Genomic DNA, 22,100 nt, shown 5'->3' on the forward strand with positions numbered 1-22,100 from the left:
ACGCCATTCATACGCGCGATCAATTCCTGCTGCAAGCGGTCGGTGTCCAGGCTGTCGAGGCCATGCTGGCGCCCGAGCGTCAACATTTGCTGGGCTGTTTCATATTGCCCGGCCACTATCAGTGCTTCAATATAATCGAGCCAACTCGTGGCCTGGTCCGGGTGCGCGCCCAGCACGACAGCAAAATAAGGCACGGCAGCAGCCGCATCGCCGACCCGCATGGACAGCAAGCCAAGCTGCCGATTGGCAAATGGTTCCTGCGGCGCCAATTCCAGGACAGCCAAAAACAGTTGTGCAGCTATGTCCAGTTCGCCATCACGCAAATGCTGCTGCGCCATGTCCAACGCCGCATTGATGGTCTGTGTCACGTCTTGCGACAGCGGCGCGGCGGCGGAGCTGTTTGCGTCCATATCAGTCGTTATCATAAAAGCTCGAGGTTAGGCCAGATCGCGCTGCCACGACAGCCACGGCAGGCGGAATGTGCAATTTGGTAACAATATTACCAGCTATGCCATGCGCCAAGACGACGAGCACGGGGGGAAAGGGGCGGCTAATAGATGCTTTGCAGAATGATGAGGCAGACTGGCATGACTGATGGACAAGTAAAGCAGGCGTGCAAAATAATGAAAATAAACATTTTTCCACCCTCAAGTTTTTCCCGCCTCTGTCGTCTAGCGTGCCGCGGTACGGAAAAATGAGGGTAAAAAAATAAAATAAAGAATGTTTTTCCCTATCAACTTTTTCAGGCAGCCACCGATAAACATTACAACGACGGTTTGATTGCTTCAAAGTACAGAGGCAGACCAACGTGAATAGCACATAGCGCAATGTAGTACCTGTCTGGAGAATTAAAATGGCTGCAGTAATTAACACCAACATCGCTTCCCTGAACTCGCAACGCAACCTGTCGACTTCGCAATCGTCCTTGAGCACCTCGCTGCAACGCCTGTCCTCCGGTCTGCGTATTAACAGCGCCAAAGACGATGCCGCCGGCCTGTCGATTTCCGACCGCATGACGTCGCAAATCAACGGCATGACGCAAGCCACCCGCAACGCCAACGACGGCGTATCGCTGGCGCAAACGGCTGAAGGCGCTCTGTCGAGCTCGGGCGACATCCTGCAACGCATCCGCCAACTGGCCGTGCAATCGTCGAATGCCACCAACTCGGCCAGCGACCGTCAAGCGCTGCAAACCGAAGTCGGCCAGCTGAACTCGGAACTGAACCGTATCGCCACCACCACCTCGTTCAACGGCCAGGCTTTGCTGGACGGCACGATGGGTACGGCCAACTTCCAGGTCGGTGCCGATGCCAACCAACTGATTTCGGCCAATGGCGCGAACTTCCTGACCAGCACCTACGGCAACAACCGCGTGGAAAATGCTGCAGTGCAAGCATCGACGGCCAGCAACGCTGTCGCTTCCGGCAAGCTGGCAATCTCGGGCAAGTTTGGCGCCGCCACCATCGACACGACGACCACGTCGTCGGCCAAGTCGGTCGCCGCCGCAGTCAATGCCAAAACGGCCAATACCGGCGTGACGGCTGAAGCCCGCACCGACGTCAACCTGGACTTGGGTGCTGAAGCGTACTCGTTCAAGATTGCCTCGGACAATGCTGCCGACGTCACCGTATCGTTCGCCGTCACGGGCGCCGCCAACACGGCTGCTGACTTTGCCGCTGGTATCAATGCGATCAATGCCCAAACAGCGAAGACGGGCGTCACCGCCCAATTTGACTCGGTCAATCAAGGCATCAAGCTGAGCAATGCTTCCGGCGCCGATATCAAGATCACCAACGGCACCAATGCCAACGTCAAGCTGGCAGTATCCACCTATGACACGGCAGGCATTAAAGTGGCTGGCCCATTCACGGCCGCTACCGCAGCTGGCGGTGTTGCAACTGCCAACGGCCGCGTCACCTTCGACGGCGACAGCAGCTTCTCGGTCAGCGAAACAGCCGCAACCGGCCTGAAACTGACGGGTGGTGTCGCTGTTGGCGCCAACCAGGGTTCGACGCTGAAATCGGTCGCCACGCTGGACGTCACCACGTTCGACGGCGCCCAGCTGGCACTGAAGATCACGGATGCAGCCCTGTCCACGGTCAACAGCCAACGCGCACAGTACGGTGCTTTGCAATCGCGCTTCTCCTCGGCGATCAGCAACCTGCAATCGACGACGGAAAACCTGTCCGCCTCGCGCAGCCGCATCGTCGATACCGACTTTGCTGCAGAAACGGCCAGCCTGACCCGTGGCCAGATCCTGCAACAAGCTGGTACCGCCATGCTGGCACAAGCGAACTCGCTGCCAAACGGCGTGCTGAGCCTGCTGCGCGGCTAATCTTCGATTAGCAACGCCACATCGCTGGACTCAGGTTCCCCTGCCGGATTTCTTCGGCAGGGGAATTTTCACTAGGGGAGCAACATGACTATCGACACCATAGCTGCCGCCTCCGCAGCGCGCATCGACAAGAACTACCCATCCGCGGAAGCGGCTATCGCACGCCCGCAGACGGCACGCAGCGCGAACACCGGCATCGACGCGACGGCCAACAAAGCCAAGGAACCGAGCCGCGAAGAGTTGGACCAGGCCGTTTCGGAACTGAACCAGTCGCCACAGGTCAAAACTCAGGGCTTGCAATTTTCCATCGACGAAGACAGCCAGCGTACCGTGGTCAAAGTGATTGACCAGGAAACACAGGAAGTTCTGCGCCAGATCCCCACCCGGGAAGCGCTGGAAATCGCCAAGTCATTTGCCTCGGCAAAAGGCCAGCTGATCAGCCAGAGCGTCTAGGCCCATGCCGACAGCAAGCGCAGAACCAATGCAGTATCGCAACATAGCAAGGGAAGCGCGAGCCAGGGCCAGCCAGACAACCTCCGGTCTGGCCCTGCCTTTTATCATGTCACTCATGCAACACTCCTCCACATTTCCCGCCTGACTTTTCCGCAAATAGGAAACAGGGCCATAAAAGCCCCTCTCAAGTCCTGATTAATTCTGCCGATAACAGCTTATATTAGTGTTTTCCTAGGAGCAGACAGTGGCCATCGCACCAACCTTATCCTCCCCGGGCATCGGCAACAGCATCCTGGACGTGAACTCCATCATCGAAAAGCTGATGACCGCCGAATCGGCGCCCCTGGCAGGCTATGACAAGAAAACCGCTTCCTACCAGGCCAAGCTGAGTGCGCTGGGCACCCTGAGCGGTGCCGTGGGCGCCTTCCAGACGTCGCTCTCCGGCCTGAGCAACAGTAACAACTTCCGCGCCGTTTCGGCCAGCCCCGGCGACCCGCTGGTATTCACGGCCACGGCCGGCGCCAAGGCCGTGGCCGGCAACTACAATATCAATGTCAGCCAGCTGGCGCAATCGCAAACCTTGACCTCGGCCGGCTACGCCAGCAAGATCTCCACCATCGGCTCGGGCGCCAAGACGACCATTTCCTTCCAGCTCGGTAAAGTTGCCGGCGGCACCTTCGGTCTGAACGGCACGGCGCTCAGCGGCGCGACTTTGCAAAATGGCATCAGCAACGGCTCCCTGACACTGAATGGCACGGCCATTCCCACGGATAGCACGATCAAGAGTGCGCGCGCGCTGGCCGAAGCCATCAATGCCAAGAGCAGCACCACGGGCGTAACGGCCACGGCGCAGCCGGCCGCCAGCAGCGCCACCCTGTTCGCCGGCTATGGCAATGTTGCCACCGGTGCCGATGGCACCTATGCACTGTCCGTCGGCGGCATCAATATCGTTACGCAGGGCAATGGCGTGGGTGCCGGCGCCGGCATCACGGGCGCCTCGCTCGACACCACCCTGGCCGGCCCGAACGCCGTCTCGAATGCGCTGGCAGAGGCCAACATTACCGTCAGCGGCAAGGCTGCCGACGGCACCCTGCAATTTACGCGCGCCGACGGCACGAACATCCAGATCGAAGAAGTCGTCACGGGCGACGTCAAGGGCGGCATCGGCCATGCATCCACGGCCACCAACACGGGCTTCAACGTCACCGTCGCCAGCTCCATCACGCTCAGCTCGACCAATGGCAGCCCTATCACGGTTGCCGGCAGCAATCCGGCCGCCGCCGGACTGACGGCCGGCACGGGCGGCGCCTATATCGGCAGCGGCTTTACCCAGGATGCCACGCAGGCGACCGGCACGGTGGTCATCGACTCCACGAACAACTCGCTGCAAGGCATCCGCGACGCCATCAACAATGCGGGCCTGGGCGTGACCGCCAGCATTGTTTCCGATGGTTCGGACAAGCCCCACCATTTGGTGCTGAGCTCGGCAAAGTCGGGCGCCAATTCGAGCATGAAAATTTCGCTCAGCGGCAGCGATGGCCAGCCTGCAGACAGCGCGCTGAGCGACTTGCTGTCGTACGACGCGTCGGGCACGCAAAACCTGAATCAGAACAGCGCCGCGCAAAACACCATGCTCAGCGTCAATGGCATTCCCATCACGAACAGCTCGAACAGCATCGACAGCGCCATCGAAGGCGTGACCCTGAACGTGCTGAAAGTAGGCAGCAGCTCCCTGTCCATCTCGAAAGACACGTCGACGGTGAAGACCAGCGTCACCGCCTTCGTCAAGGCCTACAATGACCTGAACGCGTCGATTTCCAAGATGACGTCCTACAATGCGGAGACCAAGCAGGCTGGCGTCATGCTGGGCGATTCGACCACGCAATCGATCCAGTCGCAGCTGCGCAAACAGCTGAGCACCTCGATCACTGGACTGGCCGGCAACCTGAAGACCCTGGACCAGGTCGGCATCACCTTCCAGAAAGACGGTAGCCTGGTGCTGGATTCGGCCGTGCTCGACAAGGCTATCAACGCCAATTTCTCGGATGTGGCCGGCCTCTTCTCCGCGCTGGGAAAAACCACGGACAGCAACGTCAGCTTCACCAGTTCGACGGCCGCCACCAAGCCTGGCACGTATGCACTGAACATTACCAACATGGCCAGCCAGGGCACCCTGAGCGGTGCCCTGACCTTGCCGGCGTCGACGACGATCGCCAGCGATACCACCTGGAGCGTCACGCTGAACGACACGGACCCTGCGGCGGCCAAGAATACGGCCACCGTGACCATTCCTGCCGGCAACTACACACCTGCCCAGCTGGCCGGCATGATCCAGTCATCGATCAATGGCGTAAAAGCCTTCAGCGAAAACGGCGCGTCCGTGACGGCATCCATCGACGGCAGCGGCCGCCTGGTGGTAGCGTCGGCCCGGTATGGTTCCGTCTCCAACCTGGCCGTGGCCAGCGTGACCGGTACGGGCGTCGAGTCGCTGATCGGCGCCGGCATCACCCCCACCAAGGGCACGGACGTGGCCGGCACCATCGGCGGCCAGCCCGTCATCGGTTCGGGCCAGACCCTGACAGGCGCGCCCGGTTCGCCGGCCGACGGCTTGAAGGTCGAAGTGACGGGCGGTGGCCTGGGCGACCGGGGCACGGTGAGCTTTTCGCAAGGCTATGCCTACCAGCTGAACAACATGGCCGCCTCCTTCCTTGGCACGGACGGCCTCATCACGGGCCGCACCACGGGCATCAATAACAGCATCAAGGATGTGGCCGACCAGCGCCAGCGCTTTGCCGACAAGCTCAATACCATCGAGGCGCGCTACCGCGCCCAGTATTCGCGCCTGGACGTGACGCTGAGCAAATTGACGTCCACGCAAACTTATTTGACCCAGCAGCTGGCCTCCATCGCCGCCAACCGCTAAGCCCAACCATCAGGAGAACATATGTTTGGAACCCAACAACGCGGCGTCAACGCCTATGCCAAGGTCGGCCTGGAAACGGGCATCGTTTCGGCCTCGCCGCATAAGCTGATCGTGATGCTGTACGACGGCGCCCTGGTGGCTGTGCTCAGCGCGCAGATGCACATGAAATCGGGCAATGTGCCGGAAAAAGGCAAGTCCATCTCGAAAGCCATCCAGATCATCGACAATGGCTTGCGCGCCAGCCTGGACAAGGAAGCGGGCGGCCAGATCGCCGAAGGCCTCGACGCCCTGTATGAGTACATGAGCGCGCGCCTGCTGACGGCCAACCTGAACAACGATATTACCCTGCTGGAAGAAGTGCAGCGCCTGCTGACCGACCTGCGCGAAACCTGGAACGCCATCGGCGCCACCCCCGCCGCCATTCCCGGTGCCGATTTGAAACGTATGCCCAGCCTTGCGAGCGCCTGACCCATGATGACGAATCAAGAAGTCCTGACCACCTACGAAGCCATGCAGACCCTGACGGGCCAGATGGTAACCGCCGCCACCAACGCCGACTGGGACGAGCTCGAAGCGCTGGAACAGCGCATCAGCGCGCATGTAGCCACGCTGAAGGCGAATGAAGAAAAAGTCGTGCTGGAAAGTGCTGGCCGCCAGCGCAAGGTTGCCCTGATCAAGCAGATCCTGGAAGACGACCGCAAGATCCGCGACCTGACCATGCCATGGATGGCACAATTGTCCAAGCTGATCAACAGCACCGGCACTGAACGGCGCCTGGCCAACGCCTACGGCGCGTAAGCGCACACGGGGGCGCCATGTTGCCGAAGATGGATGCGATCGGCATGACGCCCTTGACCCCGGTCAAGGCCACGCGGGTGGCCGATGCCGTCGCCGACCCGCGCCAGGCCGAGTTCCAGCGCTCGCTGCAGGGACTCATCGGCAAATCCATGCAGGGACAAGTACTGGCCCGCATGGGCGACGGCAGCTTCCTCGTGCGCGTGGCCGGCACCCCCGCCCGCATGCAGCTGCCCGCCGGCGTCCAGCCGGGTACGGAAATCCCCCTGACCTTGATCGGCATCAATCCCCGCCCCTCTTTTCAGATCGGCAATAACCGCGACCAGCCCGCCAGCGCCCTGCTGACGTATGCGGATGCGGACGCAGAACCGGACGCGGCCGAAACGCGTGGTCCCCAGGCCGGCGCCGCCCAGGCGGGCACGCGCGCCAGCAGCACGGCCGCCACCCTGCTCAGCCGTGCCCCCCTGACGCCAGCCAATCTGCTGCCCGCCCTCGCAGGCGACACGCCTGCGCCCGAGCTGAGCACCACCGCGCGCGCCATCAGCAGCGTGCTCAGCCAAGCCGAAAGCGTGCCCGGCGCGCCCCTGTCGCTGGTCGGCAAGACGCCGCTGATGGCCACGCCGGGGGCCGCCCCGGCCCAGGTAGCCCAGAACCTGCGCGATGCGGTCGGCAGCAGCGGCCTGTTCTATGAATCGCATGTGGCCGAATGGGCCGAAGGCAAGCGGCCGCTGGCGTCGCTGCTGCTGGAGCCGCAAATGCAGAAGGCGGCACAGGGCGACATGGCCAAAACGGGTACCGACCTGGCCTCGGCGCAACTGATCAATTTACAGCTGCATACGCACGAACAGGCGCGCGTGCAGTGGCAGGGCGAAGCCTGGCCCGGCCAGAAGATGCAGTGGGATATCAGCAAGGATGCACCGGAAGGACAGCAGCACGATGGCCGCGATGGCGACGAGGAAGCGACGGCCTGGCGCAGCAATGTGCGCTTCCAGTTTCCCCTGCTGGGCGATCTGGCCGCGCACGTGGTCTTGCAGGGCGGCCGCGTGGCCATCCAGCTGCAAGCGGGCAGCGAAGGCAGCGCCGACACCTTGCGCCAGCATGCGGCGCGGCTGGAAGCGTCGCTAGCCGCGGCGGGATGGCCATTGTCGTCGCTGACGATCGCCGGCAAGCCGGACGCTGCCGAGCCAGCGGAAGCAGATGATGCTTGACGACACCAGGCGCAAGGTGCCGCAGACGGCCGTCGCGCTGGCCTACCAGAGCGGCACGCCGGCGCCCAAGGTGGTGGCCAAGGGCAGCGGCCTGATCGCGGACCAGATCATCAGCACGGCGCGTGAACACGGCGTCTTCGTGCATGAATCGAAGGAATTGGTGGCGCTGTTGATGGATGTCGACCTGGACCGCCAGATTCCGCCCGGCCTGTATCGGGCGATTGCGGAACTGCTGGCCTGGTTATATCATATTGAATCTGCGAATGGCGGGCCGATCCCGCCGCCGCCCGACACCAGCGTCAACCTCACCGATACATAGACAGGCATCAATGCAAGCACATATTATGGATTCCGGCCTCGAAAACTGGCATGATTTTGAAGTGGAATCGCGGCGGGAAATCATCGCCTTGCTGCGCAGCATCAGCGAAAAGAACCAGCTGATCCGCATGCTGATCCACGGTGAATCCGATGTGTGCGTCACCTCCATCCTGGAAGTCGATGCGGAACGCGATACCGTCATCCTCGACCGTTCCGTGAACGCCGACCAGAACCGGCGCATGGTGGCCGCTACTGGCATCTCGTTTGAAACCTCGCTCGACAAGATCCGCATCCTGTTTGCCAGCGCCCTGGTGGAAGAGTGCAATTATGGCGGCACGCCCGCCCTGAAAATTGCCATTCCGGAAACATTGATCCGCTTGCAGCGGCGCGAGTATTACCGCATGACGACGCCCGTGAGCAATCCCGTGCGCGTGGCGATTCCCCTGCCGCCCTCGCTGGGCGGCGCCGACACCCTGTTCCCGCTGGCCGACATCAGCTGCGGCGGCATCGCCATCCTCGACAATAAACTGATGCTGGGCGAGACCATCGGCAGGGACTATCCCGGTTGCCGCATCGACCTGCCCGACGTCGGCATCGTCACCGCGACTTTGCAAATTCGCAATTCGCTGGACATGACCCTGCTGAACAACAAGCTGAACCGCCGCCTCGGCTGCCAGTTCGTCGACCTGCCACGCAGCATGCTGGCGCACGTGCAGCGCTATATCACGCGACTGGAGCGCGAGAGAAATGCGCGCATGGCGGGGTTGGGCTAAGCGTCAGTTGACCCAGAACGCAAGGGCTGGGGTCGGCCCCTGAGGGTCCGACCCCAGTCTTCGTTTTGGGTCATCAACAGTTAAACCTGCATGTTCATGATCTCATGATATGCCGAGACTAACTTATTGCGCACCTGCACCGTCGCCTGGAATTCGATGCTCGACTTTTGCATCGACACCATCACGTCCGACAGGCTGACCTTTTCATCGCCCATGGTAAAGCGCTGGCCCAGCGCCGACGAGGCCTTTTGCGCGCCGCTCACGGAGTCCAGCGCGCTCTTGAAGGCATCGGCAAAATTCACCTTCGCTGCCGGCATCTCAGTCTGGATCGCCGGTATTTTCGCCTCCGGCCGCGTGGCCGCCGACTTCAGTTGCGCGATCATCGCCTCGATCCTGCTGCTATCGATACCGCCTGTTTTCACTTTGCCTCCCGATTCTGGTCTGCTGCATAACTGTTCCTTGCCTGTTGCACCCAGAGAACAAAACCCTGGCTTGCCAGGCAACGACGGGTACAATAACTTCCGTCACATGTTGCCAGGATTCCACAATACCAGCGCCAACGCCAGCCGCTCGGCCGAGCAGGCGGCAAAAGCGCCTTCTATTTGGACGATTGAAGCGCGTGACAGTGGCGGATAATTCTGCATATCGCCCCCCTCCTCCCGAGGAAGCGGCCCCCACGCAGCACCGAATACCCGTCAAACCACACGCCCTGGAAGGCAATCATGGCTGTAGCCGAAGAAATCGATGTAAACCGCATACCGCCTGAACCGGCGCCTGCCCGCTCGCCCGTGGAATCCGTGCAAGCCTTCGCCAAGACGCCGATGGGCAAGAATTTCCTGCGCGGCCTGGGCGTGGCGGCACTGATCGCCATCGGCGTGGCCCTGTACATGTGGAACCAGCCGCCCGAATACAAAGTCCTGTTCTCCAACTACACGGACCGCGACGGCGGCGCCATCACCGCATCGCTGGACCAGCTGGGCATCAAGCACAAGTTTTCCGAAGGCGGCGGCGCCATTCTCGTGCCATCCGAACAAGTCCACGATGCGCGCCTGAAACTGGCCGCGCAAGGCTTGCCGAAAGGCGGCAACGTGGGCTTCGAGCTGATGGAAAACCAGAAGCTGGGCGTGTCGCAGTTCCTGGAACAGGTCAATTTCCAGCGCGCGCTGGAAGGCGAACTGGCGAAATCGATCGAATCGGTGTCCGCCGTCGATACGGCGCGCGTCCACCTGGCCCTGCCGAAACCATCCGTCTTCGTGCGCGAACAGCAAAAACCGACGGCTTCCGTGCTGCTGAACCTGCACCCTGGCCGCGGCCTCGACCAGCTGCAGGTGAGCGCCATCGTGCATCTGGTGGCGTCCAGCGTGCCGGAATTGCTGCCAATCAATGTCACCGTGGTCGATCAGGCCGGCACCCTTCTGTCGAACCAGGAAAAGGACAAGGACCGCGCCAACGGCATCAAGAGCCTGGACCCAAACCAATTAAAGTACGTGCAGCAGTTGCAGCAAAGCGTGATCAAGCAAGTCGAATCGATCCTGCTGCCCATCGTCGGCGAAGGCAATGTGCGCGCCGAAGCGACGGCCGACGTGGATTTCTCGCAAAGCGAGCAGGCCGCAGAAACCTACAAGCCGAATTCGCCGCCGGAAGCATCCACCATCCGCAGCCAGCAGACGAGCGAATCGACGGGCGCCGGCAATGCCAACCCGTCCGGCGTGCCGGGCGCGCTGTCGAACCAGCCGCCAGGCGTGGCAACGGCTCCGCTGACGGCCGAGGCACCTGGCGCCCCGGGCGGCGCACCGACGGCACCGACACAGAAGGAATCGACGACGAATTACGAAGTTGACAAGACCGTGCGCTACGAACAGAAATCCATGGGCGGCCTGCGCCGCCTGTCGGTCGCCGTCGTCGTCAATTACCGCCGCACCTTCGACAAGGATGGCAAGGTCACGGTCAAGCCGATTTCCCCTGCCGAAATGATCCAGATCAATAATCTGGTGAAGGAAGCGATGGGCTACAACAAGGAACGCGGCGACAGTTTCAGCGTGGCCAACTCGCCCTTCGACGGCATCGACCGCGCGCCGGAAGGCAAGCTGGAGTGGTGGCGCGACCCGGCCAACTTGCCGCTGGCCAAGGAACTGGCGAAATTCCTCATCACGGCCCTGATCCTGCTGTATATCTTCATCAAGATCGTGCGTCCGATGCTGCGCCCCGTGATGCGCAAGATCGACGATTTCGGCGCGCCGCCGCCCGTCATCGAGCCGGAACTGGCCAAGGACGGCGAAGAAAACGAAGTCCTGCTCAGCGAAGCGGAGCTGGAAGAACTGGAAGAAGATACGGCCCGCGGTTATCGCGAAAACCTGGCGATGGCCCGGAAGCTGGCGCAGGAAGACCCGCGCGTGGTGGCCAACGTAATCAAAGCATGGATAGGCAATAATGACTGAGACAACGGGACTGCAAAAAGCATCGATCCTGATGCTGGCACTGGGCGAGAGCGAAGCGGCCGAGGTCATGAAATTCCTCGGCCCGCGCGAAGTGCTGAAACTGGGCGCCGCCATGGCCACCATGAAGGGCATCGCGCACGAGCAGGTGGTCGAGGTGCTCGACGACTTCCGCGCGCAAACGGAACTCAACTCCACCGTCGGCCTCGATTCGGACGAATACATCCGCCAAGTCCTCACCAAGGCGCTGGGCGACGACAAGGCGTCCGTGCTGCTGTCGCGCATCCTGGGCGGCAAGGATGCGTCCGGCATCGAATCGCTGAAGTGGATGGATTCGCAATCCGTGTCCGAGCTGATCCGCAACGAACACCCGCAGATCATCGCCACCATCCTCGTCCACCTGGAACGCGACCAGGCTTGCGAAATCCTCGGCCACTTCACGGACCGCCTGCGCAACGACGTGGTCTTGCGCATCGCCACCCTGGACGGCGTACAGCCGGCCGCCTTGCGCGAACTCAACGACGTGCTGACGAAACTGCTGTCAGGTAACGAAAACATCAAGAAATCGTCGCTGGGCGGCGTGCGCGCGGCGGCCGAGATACTGAACTTCATGAGCGGCGAGCAGGAAGGCTCCGTCATGGACAATATCAAGAACTACGACAACGACATGGCGCAAAAGATCATGGACGAAATGTTCGTGTTCGACAACGTGATCGATATCGACGACCGCGGCATCCAGCTGCTGCTGCGCGAAGTGCAGTCGGAAATGCTGATCATCGCCCTGAAAGGCGCCTCGCAAGAGCTGCGCGACAAGATATTCAAGAACATGTCGCAGCGCGCCGGCGAGATGATGCGCGAAGACCTGGAGTCGAAAGGCCCCGTGCGCCTGTCGGAAGTGGAATCGCAGCAGAAACAGATCCTGCAGATCGTGCGCCGCCTGGCGGACGAGGGGCAGATTGTCTTAGGCGGAAAAGGCGAGGATTCGTTTGTCTAATTTGATTCCCAAAGAGCAGCAAACCGCCTACCAGCGCTGGGAAATGACCTCGTTTGGCGACGAGCGTCCCAGCGTGGTGGCGGCGCGCAAGCTGCTCGAACCGGACCCCGAGCCCGAGTTCGACCCATTTGCCGAGCTGCACGAGGAAGAACCGGCTCCGCCGCTCGAATATCCGACGCAGGAAGAACTCGACGCCATCCGTGAGGAGGCGCGCGCCACGGCCTTCGACGAAGGCCGCGCGGCCGGCTATGCGGAAGGCCATGCGGCCGGACATGCCGATGGGCACGCGCAATCGTATGCGGAAGGCAAGGCGGCTTCCGCCATCGAGCTGGCGCATCTGCAAACCATCGCCGTCGACTTCGGCACGGCCGTGCACCAGGCCGACGAACTGATCGCCAATGACGTGATGGAACTGGCCCTGCAGCTTGCCAAGGGCATGCTGAAGACGGCCTTGCCCGTGCGTCCCGAACTGATGCTCCCCGTGGTGCGCGAAGCCATCGAATACTTGCCTGTACTGCAACAACCTGCCTTGCTGATGCTCAACCCGGAAGACGCGCAAGTCGTGCGCGACGGCATCGGAGACGAGCTCGACAAGGGTGGCTGGCGTGTCATCGAAGACCCCAGCGTGGAACGCGGCGGTTGCAAGATCGACACGGCCAGCAACCAGATCGACGCGCAGACGTCCACCCGCTGGCACCGCCTGACGCATGCGCTGGGCAAAGACCTGGACTGGCTGGCGCCGTGAGCGAGCCAGTCAAAGGCCCCACAGCCCATGCGGCGCGCTGGCGCGCCTACCTGAGCGACTGTTCGGCCGTGGTCGGTTTTGTCGAACCGATGCAGATTTCAGGCCGGGTCACGCGCGTGGCCGGCCTGGTGATGGAAGCCGTGGGCCTGCGCCTGGCCGTAGGCGCCGCCTGCACCGTGCCGCTGCCGAATGGCGGCCGGGTGGAGGCGGAAGTGGTGGGGTTTGAAGGCGAACGCCTGTTCTTGATGCCGCAAAGCGACGTCGAAGGCATCGTGCCCGGCACGCGCGTGTTTTCCGTCGAACCGGCCATTCCCCGCCCCGGCAGCGTGGCGCATCCGCGCCGCCGCCCCAGCGACCGCGCGCGCCACCTGCCCGTGGGTCCGCAACTGCTGGGTCGCGTGCTCGATGGCGCGGGCCGTCCGCTCGACCAGCTGGGCCCGCTGCACACGACCGACAGCGCCCCCATCAACGTGCGCCCCGCCAATCCCCTGGGCCGCGCGCCCATCGTCGACACGCTCGACGTGGGCGTGCGCTCGATCAATGCCATGCTGACCGTGGGCCGCGGCCAGCGCATGGGCCTGTTTGCCGGTTCCGGCGTGGGCAAGAGCGTGCTGCTGGGCATGATGGCCCGCTACACGGAGGCGGACGTGATCGTCGTCGGCCTGATCGGCGAACGGGGACGCGAAGTCAAGGAATTCATCGAGCAGATTCTCGGCGCCGAAGGCCTGGCCCGCTCCGTCGTCGTGGCCGCGCCGGCCGACACGCCACCGCTGATGCGCCTGCAAGGGGCCGCGTATGCGACGGCGATTGCCGAGTATTTCCGCGACCAGGGGCAAAACGTGCTGTTGATCATGGATTCGCTGACCCGCTACGCCATGGCCCAGCGCGAAATCGCCCTGGCCATCGGCGAGCCGCCTGCCACCAAGGGCTATCCGCCGTCCGTCTTCGCCAAGCTGCCCGTGCTGGTTGAGCGGGCCGGCAATGGCGAGGAAGGCGGCGGCTCGATCACGGCCTTCTACACCGTGCTGACCGAGGGCGACGACCAGCAGGACCCGATCGCCGACTCGGCGCGCGCGATTCTCGATGGCCACATCGTGCTGAACCGCCGCCTGGCCGAAGCGGGACACTATCCGGCCATCGACATCGAGCAATCGATTTCGCGTGCGGCCCATTCGATCACCACGCACGAGCACCAGCAGCAGGCGCGCAAACTGAAACAGCTGTATTCGCGCTATGAACGCAGCCGCGACCTGATCAGCGTGGGCGCCTACAGCGCCGGCACCGATCCCGTGCTGGACCAGGCCATCGCCCTGCATGAAAAGATTGAAGCGTTTTTACAACAGCAAATCACGGAGCGGGTAAGCATGGACGAGAGCTTGGGGCAACTTACCGCTCTATTCGAGTGATTAGGGCTTGCATAGCGGGAATATAATCAGTCATGGCTTCTCCTTCCCAACTTGCAACCCTGATCGACCTTGCCCAGCGCGAAACGGACGACTGTGCCAAGCGCCTGGGCGCGGCCCTGAAAGCGCTTGACGATTGCCGCGAAAAGCTCGACATGCTGTCCGGCTACCGCGACGACTATGCCAAGCGCTTCGAGGCCAGCATGAGCAGCGGCATCACGCCCATGGCTTACCGCAACTTCCAGGCCTTCATGGTCAAGCTCGACAGCGCCATCCTGGGCCAGCAGCAAGTGGTCGAGCATGCGCAAGCGCGCAGCGACAATGAAAAGATGCGCTGGCAGCTGGCCGAACGCAAGCGCATGTCGTACACCACCCTGAACAACCGGGCGCAGGAACAGGCGCTGAAGCTGGAAAACAAGCGCGACCAGAAAGCAATGGATGAGCACGCGGCGCGACAAGCCTATTACAAACGCTAAGCAACACTGAGGCAGCATCATGCAAACCCAGCCAACCCCGATTTCCCAGATAGTCTCGCCGAATGCCACGCCGGGCGCCGCCAATCGCAGCCAGCCGTCCGCCAGCGGCACGGCGGGCGACTTCCAGCGCACCCTGAACCGCCAGATCGAGCAGCGCCAGGCCAGCCGCAATATGGCGCAGGCGCAAGTACAAGCGCCCCGCCCCGCCAGCCCTGCCGCCACGCCAGCACCCGCCCAGGCGCCAGCGACCGAAGCGAAGCCGGCGCAGGCAGACACGGAACAGGCGGCCAGCAGCGAACAGCCGCCAGCGCAATCGAGCGAGGCGGCGACACCCGACAGCGCCACGGCCGAGGCCAGCGTGCCTGCCGCCCCCGCCGCGACAGTCACGCCGCCAGCCGATCCGGCCGCCGAGATGCTGGCACTGGTGGGCAGCATCCAGCTGGCCATCCAGCCGCCAGCGGCCAAGGCCGTGCCGGAACTGCCGGCCCGCGCCAGCGTCAAGGCCGAGGGCAAGAACCTGGCAACAGGGCCCTTGCTGGCAGCCGGCCAGGGCAGCGGCAAGGCCGCCGCCACCGTCATCGCGCAGGCCGACAGCGGCGACTTTGCCGACAGCCTGCTCCAGGCCCAGGGCAAGACAGCCGCCACACCAGGCGCCAGCGTGCCGGCCGGCAAGGCCGAACCTGGCAAGCTGGCCATCGATGCGCAACTGGCAGCCACCGCCAAGGCTGGCGCCGCCATGGCCGAGCCGATCCTGAAGGAAACACCTGCCGACCTGAGCCGCCTGGCGGCCCAGTTGCAGCCGGGCGCGCTGCAGCAGGCCGCGGCCGCCGTGGCCGTGCCGAGCGACAAGCTGGCGGGCCGGGTCGGCACGCCGGCCTGGGACCAGCAACTGGGACAGAAAGTCGTGTGGATGGCGGCCGGCGGCGACCAGAGCGCCACCCTGACCCTGAATCCGCCCGACCTGGGACCCGTGCAAGTGGTACTGACGGTCACCAATGACCAGGCCGATGCCGCCTTCATGTCGGCCCAGCCTGAAGTGCGCCAGGCGCTCGAAGCGGCCATGCCGCGCCTGCGCGAAATGATGAGCGAAGCGGGCATCGCCTTTGGCAGCGCCACGGTCTCGGCCGGCACGCCGGAACAGCAGGACCAGGGTAACCGGGAAGCATCTGGCGGACGCCGCGGCAATGGCCAGGGTGGCGGCGTCTCCGGTGGCGAGATCGCCATCGCGCCGGCCACCGGCACACGCAGCCGGCCCAGCCTGAGTGCCGTGGATACCTTTGCCTGAGGATAATTCGTCGTCCTCGGGCCACAGGCGTGCCCCACAGCGTAACTTTTCGTCTAAAAACAGCGAGTTGAGGGCGCTTCCGCCCTCTTTTCACTGCATCCTTCTGCGCAGAATTTGCCGATAATGACATAATGGCGTCGTGATCCACTTCCATGCACTCGAGTACCATTGAAAGCAAATCCAAAAATGAAAGCAGATCCGAAAGCAGATGCAGGCCTGGCTCCCGCCGGCGCCTCGAAAAAGAAGCTTCTGATCATCGTGCTGGCCTCGGTGCTGGTGGCTGGCGGTATCGGTGGCGGTGCCGCCTGGTACTTCCTGCATGGCAAGGCCGATAAAGAAGAATCGGCGCCCAGCAAGAAAAAACATGCCGCGTCCAAGGCAGGTCCGCCCGTCTTCGTGCCCATCGATGCCTTCACCGTCAATTTGCAGCCGGAAAATGGCGAGCAATACCTGCAGATCGCGTTTACCCTGCAGGTGAGCAGTCCGGAAGAAATGGATTCCATCAAGCTGAACATGCCGAAGGTGCGCAGCCGCTTGCTGCTACTGCTGTCCGGCAAGAAGGCATCCGAACTCAATACCGTGGAAGGCAAGCAGCAGCTGGCGGCCGAAATCATCAATCAGGTGAACCAGCCGTTCGAGGACAAAGGGCCGGAGCAGGACGTGACGGACGTATTATTTACCGCATTCATCATTCAATAAGCAGCCATGGCCGATAATTTCCTCTCCCAGGAAGAAGTCGATGCCCTTCTGAAGGGCGTCAACGGAGACCAGGACGACGCGCAGGCGCCGGAAGATGTCACGGGAGTTCGTACCTACAACCTGGCAACCCAGGAGCGCATCGTGCGCGGCCGGATGCCAACGTTGGAAATTATCAACGAGCGTTTCGCCCGGCTGCTGCGCGTGGGCCTGTTCAACTTCCTGCGCCGCAGCGCCGAAGTGTCGGTCGGTTCCGTGCGCGTCTCGAAATACAGTGAGTTCATCCGTAATCTGGTGGTGCCGACCAATCTGAATTTGGTGCACATGAAGCCGCTGCGCGGCACGGCTCTGATGGTCTTCGATCCGGGCCTGGTCTTCCTGCTGGTCGACAACCTGTTCGGCGGCGACGGACGTTTCCATACGCGCGTCGAAGGGCGCGACTTTACGCAGACGGAGCAGCGCATCATCCTGCGCATCCTCGACATCGTCTTCGAGGCCTATACCAAGTCGTGGGAGCCGGTCTTCCCCGTCGAGTTCGAATATATCCGTTCAGAAATGAATACGCAGTTCGCCAACATCGCCACGCCGAACGAGGTAGTGGTGGCGTCCACGTTTACGGTGGAATTGGGCTCCGTTTCCGGACAAATCCACTTCTGCATGCCGTATTCGATGATCGAGCCGATCCGCGATTCGCTGACCTCGAGCCTGCAGGGCGAGGCGCTGGAAGTGGACAAGCGCTGGATCCGCCTGATGACGCAGCAGATCCAGATCGCCGAAGTCGAGCTGGTGGCCTCGCTGGGCACGGCGCGCGTGTCGTTCGATGAAATCCTGAACATGAAGGTGGGCGACATCATCCCCCTGAATATTCCCGAACTGATCGCCGCCACCGTCGACGGCGTGCCCGTGATGGATTGCACCTACGGCGTGTTGAACGGACAATATGCATTGAAGGTGGAGAAACTCCTCGCCAATGCCGATAACATGAATAACCACTAAATAAAATATCCGGGCCGCTGCGGTCCGCATCAGTACAACAGGAGAAACACATGTCTGACAACCAAGACGACCAAAGCGCGGAAGACGATTGGGGCGCGGCCATTGCCGAGCAGGCCAAGGCGGAAGCCGAAGCGCTGCAGAACCAGGCCGCCAATACGGCCAGCGCGGCCAGCGCCGCCGTGTTCAAGGACTTTTCCAAGCAGGCATCAAAGTCGGAAACGCACAACGATATCGATTTCATCCTCGATATCCCCGTGCAACTGACGGTCGAACTGGGCCGTACCAAGATCGCCATCAAGAACCTGCTGCAGCTGGCACAGGGTTCCGTGGTCGAGCTCGACGGCCTGGCCGGCGAACCGATGGACGTGCTGGTGAACGGCTGCCTGATCGCCCAGGGCGAAGTGGTGGTGGTGAATGACAAGTTCGGCATCCGCCTGACCGACATCATCACGCCTTCCGAACGTATCCGAAAACTCAATAAATGAAGCCTGGCCTGTTGATTTCCACCGTGCTGCCGCTCCTGGCGGCATGCAGCATTGCCCAAGCTGAACCGGCAGCGGCCTCGGCACCGGCGGCCAGCACCGCCAGCGCTTCCGTGGCGGTGGCAAGCGAGACGCCGCCAGCCGCGACGGTGCCAGCCGCCGCAGCGGTGCCGGCCTCCGCGCCTGCCGCCGTCCTGCCCGCCATGCCGCCCGGCGCGCCGATGACGATGGCGCCGACCAGCTCGGCCGGCAGCCTGCTGCAAACCATCCTGGCGCTGATGTTCGTGCTGGCCCTCCTGATCGGCCTGGCCTGGTTCATGAAGCGCTATGGCCCCAAGGTCATGGGCGGCAACAACAAGATGCGCGTCGTCAGTTCGCTCAACCTGGGCGGACGCGAACGCATCGTCCTCGTCGAAGTGGCCGACCAGTGGATCGTCGTCGGCGCCTCGCCCGGCAGGATCAACGCGCTGGCCACCATGCCGCGCCAGGAAGGCGATCTGCCGCAACTGGCCACGGCGCAAAACGGCCCCGCGGCCGCCAATTTTTCCGAGTGGCTGAAACAGACCATCGAAAAACGCAATGGGAAATAAGCAGCAGATGGCGTGGTCCACCTTGAAGACTCCCCTGACCTGGCTGCTGGCGGCGGCCGCCCTGGCCTTGCCGCTATGGGCCATGGCCCAGCCGGGCATCCCGGCCTTCAACAGCACGCCGGCGCCGGGCGGCGGCCAGAATTACTCGCTCCCGGTGCAGACGCTCATCCTGATGACGTCGCTCACCTTTTTGCCGGCGGCCTTGCTGATGATGACCTGCTTTACGCGCATCATCATCGTGCTGTCCCTGCTGCGCCAGGCCATCGGCACGCAATCGGCGCCGCCGAACCAGGTGCTGGTGGGCCTGGCCCTGTTTTTGACCCTGTTCGTCATGGGCCCCGTGTTCGACAAGATTTATACGGATGCGTACCAGCCCTATCAGGAAAACAAGATCACCATGCAGCAGGCGATGGACAAGGGCGTCGATCCCCTGAAAACCTTCATGCTCAAGCAGACGCGCCAGGCCGATCTGGCCCTGTTCGCCAAGATGTCCCGCTCACCGGCCCTGCAAGGTCCGGAAGACGTGCCGCTGCGCATCCTCGTGCCCGCCTTCGTCACCAGCGAACTGAAGACGGCGTTCCAGATCGGCTTTGCCATCTTCATCCCGTTCCTGATCATCGACATGGTGGTCGCCAGCGTGCTGATGTCGATGGGTATGATGATGATGTCGCCGGCCACGATCTCGCTGCCGTTCAAGCTGATGCTGTTCGTGCTCGTCGATGGCTGGCAGTTGCTGCTGGGCTCGCTGTCACAGAGTTTTTACTAGGGGAAATACGATGACACCCGAAAGCGTCATGACCCTGGGCCGCCATGCGATGGAAATCACCCTGATGGTGGCCGCGCCCATGCTGCTGGTCGCCCTCATCATCGGCTTAATCGTGAGTATCTTCCAGGCGGCCACGCAGATCAACGAGGCGACCCTGTCCTTCATCCCAAAGCTGGTCGGCATTTTCGTCGCCATCGTCGTGGCGGGCCCCTGGATGCTGTCCGTCATGCTCGACTACATGCGCCAGGTCTTCACGGGCATCCCGAACCTGGTGGGTTAGTGCAGCCATCGCTGATCCTCCTATGCTGACCCTGTCCAGCATCGAACTCAATACCTGGATCGCAGCACTGCTGTGGCCGCTTAGCCGCATCCTCGGCCTGATCGCGGCCGCTCCCCTGTTCGGCAACGCAGCCGTGCCCGCCACGGTGAAAGTGACCCTGGGCGCGATGCTGGCCATGATCATCGCCCCCACCGTGCCGGCCTTGCCTGCCGTCAACCCGATGTCCTTGCCCGGCTTGCTGATCCTCACGCAGGAGATGCTGGTGGGCCTGGCCATGGGCTTTTCCATCCGCATCGTGTTTTCCGCCATCGAAATGGCCGGCGAGATCAGCAGTCTCACCATGGGCCTGGGCTTCGCCTCGTTCTTCGATCCGCAAACCAAGGGCAGGTCTTCGGCCATCAGCCAGTTCCTCGTCATGCTGGCCACGTTGATGTTTTTGACCGTCAACGGCCACCTGGTCTTGCTGGCGGCGCTGGCGGAAAGCTTTGTCAGCCTGCCGATCTCATCGAGTCCCATCAGCGGCGGCGGTTTCCAGCAATTGGCGGCCTGGGGCGGGGAAATCTTCCGTTCCGGCCTGCAAATTTCGCTGCCCATCATCGCTGCCTTGCTGCTGACCAACGTGGCGCTGGGCATCTTGACACGGGCCGCGCCGCAGCTGAACATCTTTGGTATCGGCTTCCCCGTCACCCTGGGCGTGGGCTTGCTCGTGATCGGCATGGTCCTGCCCTACCTGGCCACGCCATTCCAGAACATGTTCCTGCGCGGCATAGAATCAGCGCGCCTGCTGCCGCGCGGCTTTGCCACGCGCGACCGGCCACCGCCTCCCGCGCCACCGAATCCATTACGCCCTCCGGCTCCGGCCGCGCCGGCGCGCTAACTCACCTCTGGTCGCTGCTGAGCGCGAAGCGCCAGCGCCGCAGGTCGACATTCAAACGCAACTGGTGATGCCTGACCAGGTAGCGCACGCAGACGAGGGCCGCCGCCAGGCCCGACAGGGCGGCTATGCCCAGCGCCCAGCGCGGGCCGAAGGTGTCGGCCACCCAGCCTACGATGGGCGCGCCCAGCGGCGTGCCGCCCGCCGAGATGGCCAGCAGTATCGCCATCACGCGGCCCCGCATGGCGGGTGCCGTCGACAGTTGCACGCTGCTGTTGACGCTGGTGGTAAAGGTTTGCGCGGCGATGCCGATGACCACCAGCATCATGCCGAACAGCCAGTAATTGGGCATCACAGCGGCCAGCGCGCAGGCCAGGCCGAACAGTGCAGCCGCCCCCAGCAGCAAGGCCAGCGTGGGCTGGCCACGTCCCGCCGCCAGCAAGGCGCCGGCCACGGAACCGCACGCCATCACGGAACTGAGCACGCCATACTGGCCGGCGCCCGCATGGAAGGCCGTCACCGACATGGTCGACAGGAAAATCGGGAAGTTCAGTCCGAAGGTGCCGATCAGGAACAGCATCAGCAAGATAGCCATCAGGTCCGGCCGCTGGCGCACATAGCGGAAACCCTCGCCCAGGCTGGCGCGCGTGGCCTTCAGGCGCGGCGCGCGGCGCAGCAATTCCACGCGCAGCAGCAACAGCGAACCGATCACGGCGGCAAACGAGACGGCGTTGATGATGAAGACCCAGCCGCTGCCGACGCTACTGATGAGCAAGCCAGCGACCGCCGGGCCCAGCATGCGCGCCGCATTGAACGAGGTGGAATTGAGTGCCACGGCATTCGTCAAATCTTCTTCGCCGACGATTTCGGCAACAAAAGTCTGGCGCACGGGCGAATCGAAGGCCGTCACGCAGCCCAGCAGGAAAGCAAACACATACACGTGCCACAGTGCTACCTGTCCACTGATGCACAATATCCCGAGTCCCAGCGCCAGCAGTCCCATGGCCGCCTGCGTGCACAGCAGCAATTTCCTACGGTCGAGCAAATCGGCCGCCATGCCAGTGAGCGGCAGCAACAGCAGTTGCGGGCCGAATTGCAAGGCCATGACGATGCCGACGGCGCTGGCATTGTGCTGCGTCAATTCGCTCAGCACCAGCCAATCCTGCGCCGTGCGCTGCATCCACGTGCCGATATTCGACACGAGGGCGCCGCCGGCCCAGATACGGTAATTGGGAATGCGTAGCGAACGGAATGTGTTGTTCATCTGGGCGTG

At 62.7% G+C, this 22,100-nt stretch carries 24 protein-coding genes and 1 pseudogene; 22 read left to right on the forward strand and 3 right to left on the reverse strand.

Annotated elements, in window-relative coordinates; all coding sequences use genetic code 11:
- Positions 1 to 125: 125 nt before the first annotated feature.
- A pseudogene (locus CSQ91_RS29410) lies at positions 126 to 425 on the reverse strand (hypothetical protein); the annotation flags it as partial.
- A gap of 428 nt (positions 426 to 853) precedes the next feature.
- On the opposite strand from CSQ91_RS29410, the gene CSQ91_RS14715 reads away from it, so the two are divergent.
- The 8 genes from CSQ91_RS14715 to CSQ91_RS14750 all read left to right on the forward strand — a co-directional run bounded on the left by CSQ91_RS14715 (position 854) and on the right by CSQ91_RS14750 (position 8,805).
- On the forward strand, positions 854 to 2,335 hold the full coding sequence (locus CSQ91_RS14715; protein WP_070281289.1) for a flagellin N-terminal helical domain-containing protein: 1,482 nt from the start codon (positions 854 to 856) through the stop codon (positions 2,333 to 2,335).
- An 84-nt stretch (positions 2,336 to 2,419) separates the two neighbouring features.
- On the forward strand, positions 2,420 to 2,788 hold the full coding sequence (locus CSQ91_RS14720; RefSeq protein WP_070281290.1) for a flagellar protein FlaG: 369 nt from the start codon (positions 2,420 to 2,422) through the stop codon (positions 2,786 to 2,788).
- Positions 2,789 to 3,032: 244 nt separating this feature from the next.
- Positions 3,033 to 5,711: a flagellar filament capping protein FliD gene (gene fliD, locus CSQ91_RS14725; RefSeq protein WP_257217361.1), complete on the forward strand. Its 2,679-nt coding sequence runs from the start codon at positions 3,033 to 3,035 to the stop codon at positions 5,709 to 5,711.
- A 21-nt stretch (positions 5,712 to 5,732) separates the two neighbouring features.
- Entirely contained in the window at positions 5,733 to 6,179 is a 447-nt protein-coding gene (gene fliS / locus CSQ91_RS14730) for a flagellar export chaperone FliS (protein ID WP_070259350.1), read from the forward strand.
- 3 nt (positions 6,180 to 6,182) lie between these two features.
- Positions 6,183 to 6,509 (forward strand): flagellar protein FliT, encoded by a 327-nt coding sequence (locus tag CSQ91_RS14735; protein WP_070259351.1) that lies wholly within the window; start codon positions 6,183 to 6,185, stop codon positions 6,507 to 6,509.
- Positions 6,510 to 6,526: 17 nt separating this feature from the next.
- Positions 6,527 to 7,714 (forward strand): flagellar hook-length control protein FliK, encoded by a 1,188-nt coding sequence (fliK, locus tag CSQ91_RS14740; protein ID WP_099388816.1) that lies wholly within the window; start codon positions 6,527 to 6,529, stop codon positions 7,712 to 7,714.
- Entirely contained in the window at positions 7,707 to 8,033 is a 327-nt protein-coding gene (locus CSQ91_RS14745) for an EscU/YscU/HrcU family type III secretion system export apparatus switch protein (protein WP_034787205.1), read from the forward strand. The genes fliK and CSQ91_RS14745 overlap by 8 nt, the downstream gene beginning before the upstream one ends.
- A 25-nt stretch (positions 8,034 to 8,058) precedes the next feature.
- Positions 8,059 to 8,805, forward strand: coding sequence for a flagellar brake protein (locus CSQ91_RS14750; protein ID WP_080753686.1), 747 nt, complete (start codon positions 8,059 to 8,061; stop codon positions 8,803 to 8,805).
- Positions 8,806 to 8,885: 80 nt separating this feature from the next.
- On the opposite strand, the gene fliE is transcribed toward CSQ91_RS14750, so the two are convergent.
- Positions 8,886 to 9,188 (reverse strand): flagellar hook-basal body complex protein FliE, encoded by a 303-nt coding sequence (gene fliE, locus CSQ91_RS14755; RefSeq protein WP_230539976.1) that lies wholly within the window; start codon positions 9,186 to 9,188, stop codon positions 8,886 to 8,888.
- Between fliE and CSQ91_RS29260 the strand changes: the two genes are divergently transcribed.
- From CSQ91_RS29260 to fliR, 14 genes are all read left to right on the forward strand, one after another.
- Positions 9,085 to 9,441, forward strand: coding sequence for a hypothetical protein (locus tag CSQ91_RS29260; protein WP_242704698.1), 357 nt, complete (start codon positions 9,085 to 9,087; stop codon positions 9,439 to 9,441). The genes fliE and CSQ91_RS29260 overlap by 104 nt on opposite strands.
- 86 nt (positions 9,442 to 9,527) lie before the next feature.
- Positions 9,528 to 11,243 (forward strand): flagellar basal-body MS-ring/collar protein FliF, encoded by a 1,716-nt coding sequence (gene fliF / locus CSQ91_RS14760; RefSeq protein ID WP_099388817.1) that lies wholly within the window; start codon positions 9,528 to 9,530, stop codon positions 11,241 to 11,243.
- The gene (gene fliG, locus CSQ91_RS14765) at positions 11,236 to 12,234 is read left to right on the forward strand and encodes a flagellar motor switch protein FliG (protein ID WP_034787109.1); all 999 of its coding nucleotides are present in this window, start codon (positions 11,236 to 11,238) and stop codon (positions 12,232 to 12,234) included. The genes fliF and fliG overlap by 8 nt, the downstream gene beginning before the upstream one ends.
- Before the next feature lie 43 nt (positions 12,235 to 12,277).
- Entirely contained in the window at positions 12,278 to 12,979 is a 702-nt protein-coding gene (locus CSQ91_RS14770) for a flagellar assembly protein FliH (protein ID WP_052140559.1), read from the forward strand.
- An 89-nt stretch (positions 12,980 to 13,068) separates the two neighbouring features.
- On the forward strand, positions 13,069 to 14,385 hold the full coding sequence (fliI, locus tag CSQ91_RS14775) for a flagellar protein export ATPase FliI (protein ID WP_225317475.1): 1,317 nt from the start codon (positions 13,069 to 13,071) through the stop codon (positions 14,383 to 14,385).
- A 32-nt stretch (positions 14,386 to 14,417) separates the two neighbouring features.
- Positions 14,418 to 14,858, forward strand: a complete 441-nt coding sequence (fliJ, locus tag CSQ91_RS14780; RefSeq protein WP_070259362.1) for a flagellar export protein FliJ — start codon at positions 14,418 to 14,420, stop codon at positions 14,856 to 14,858.
- 19 nt (positions 14,859 to 14,877) lie between these two features.
- Positions 14,878 to 16,143: a flagellar hook-length control protein FliK gene (locus CSQ91_RS14785; RefSeq protein WP_257217362.1), complete on the forward strand. Its 1,266-nt coding sequence runs from the start codon at positions 14,878 to 14,880 to the stop codon at positions 16,141 to 16,143.
- 186 nt (positions 16,144 to 16,329) lie between these two features.
- Complete coding sequence (fliL, locus tag CSQ91_RS14790) at positions 16,330 to 16,842, forward strand: flagellar basal body-associated protein FliL (RefSeq protein ID WP_099388818.1); 513 nt, start codon at positions 16,330 to 16,332, stop codon at positions 16,840 to 16,842.
- 6 nt (positions 16,843 to 16,848) lie between these two features.
- Positions 16,849 to 17,835: a flagellar motor switch protein FliM gene (gene fliM / locus CSQ91_RS14795; protein WP_034754035.1), complete on the forward strand. Its 987-nt coding sequence runs from the start codon at positions 16,849 to 16,851 to the stop codon at positions 17,833 to 17,835.
- 50 nt (positions 17,836 to 17,885) lie between these two features.
- A complete protein-coding gene (gene fliN / locus CSQ91_RS14800; RefSeq protein WP_034754038.1) occupies positions 17,886 to 18,320 on the forward strand; it encodes a flagellar motor switch protein FliN in 435 nt (144 codons plus the stop codon).
- On the forward strand, positions 18,317 to 18,907 hold the full coding sequence (gene fliO, locus CSQ91_RS14805) for a flagellar biosynthetic protein FliO (RefSeq protein WP_034787132.1): 591 nt from the start codon (positions 18,317 to 18,319) through the stop codon (positions 18,905 to 18,907). The genes fliN and fliO overlap by 4 nt, the downstream gene beginning before the upstream one ends.
- Before the next feature lie 7 nt (positions 18,908 to 18,914).
- Positions 18,915 to 19,673, forward strand: a complete 759-nt coding sequence (gene fliP, locus CSQ91_RS14810; protein WP_370385431.1) for a flagellar type III secretion system pore protein FliP — start codon at positions 18,915 to 18,917, stop codon at positions 19,671 to 19,673.
- 10 nt (positions 19,674 to 19,683) lie between these two features.
- Positions 19,684 to 19,953 (forward strand): flagellar biosynthesis protein FliQ, encoded by a 270-nt coding sequence (gene fliQ / locus CSQ91_RS14815; protein ID WP_034754044.1) that lies wholly within the window; start codon positions 19,684 to 19,686, stop codon positions 19,951 to 19,953.
- Positions 19,954 to 19,975: 22 nt separating this feature from the next.
- A complete protein-coding gene (gene fliR, locus CSQ91_RS14820; RefSeq protein ID WP_099388819.1) occupies positions 19,976 to 20,830 on the forward strand; it encodes a flagellar biosynthetic protein FliR in 855 nt (284 codons plus the stop codon).
- Position 20,831: 1 nt separating this feature from the next.
- Here the strand turns inward: fliR and CSQ91_RS14825 are convergent, their stop codons facing one another.
- The gene (locus CSQ91_RS14825; RefSeq protein ID WP_099388820.1) at positions 20,832 to 22,091 is read right to left on the reverse strand and encodes an MFS transporter; all 1,260 of its coding nucleotides are present in this window, start codon (positions 22,089 to 22,091) and stop codon (positions 20,832 to 20,834) included.
- Between the last annotated feature and the right edge of the window lie 9 nt (positions 22,092 to 22,100).

Source organism: Janthinobacterium sp. BJB301 (assembly GCF_002735685.1).
GTDB classification, from domain to species: Bacteria; Pseudomonadota; Gammaproteobacteria; order Burkholderiales; family Burkholderiaceae_D; genus Janthinobacterium; species Janthinobacterium lividum.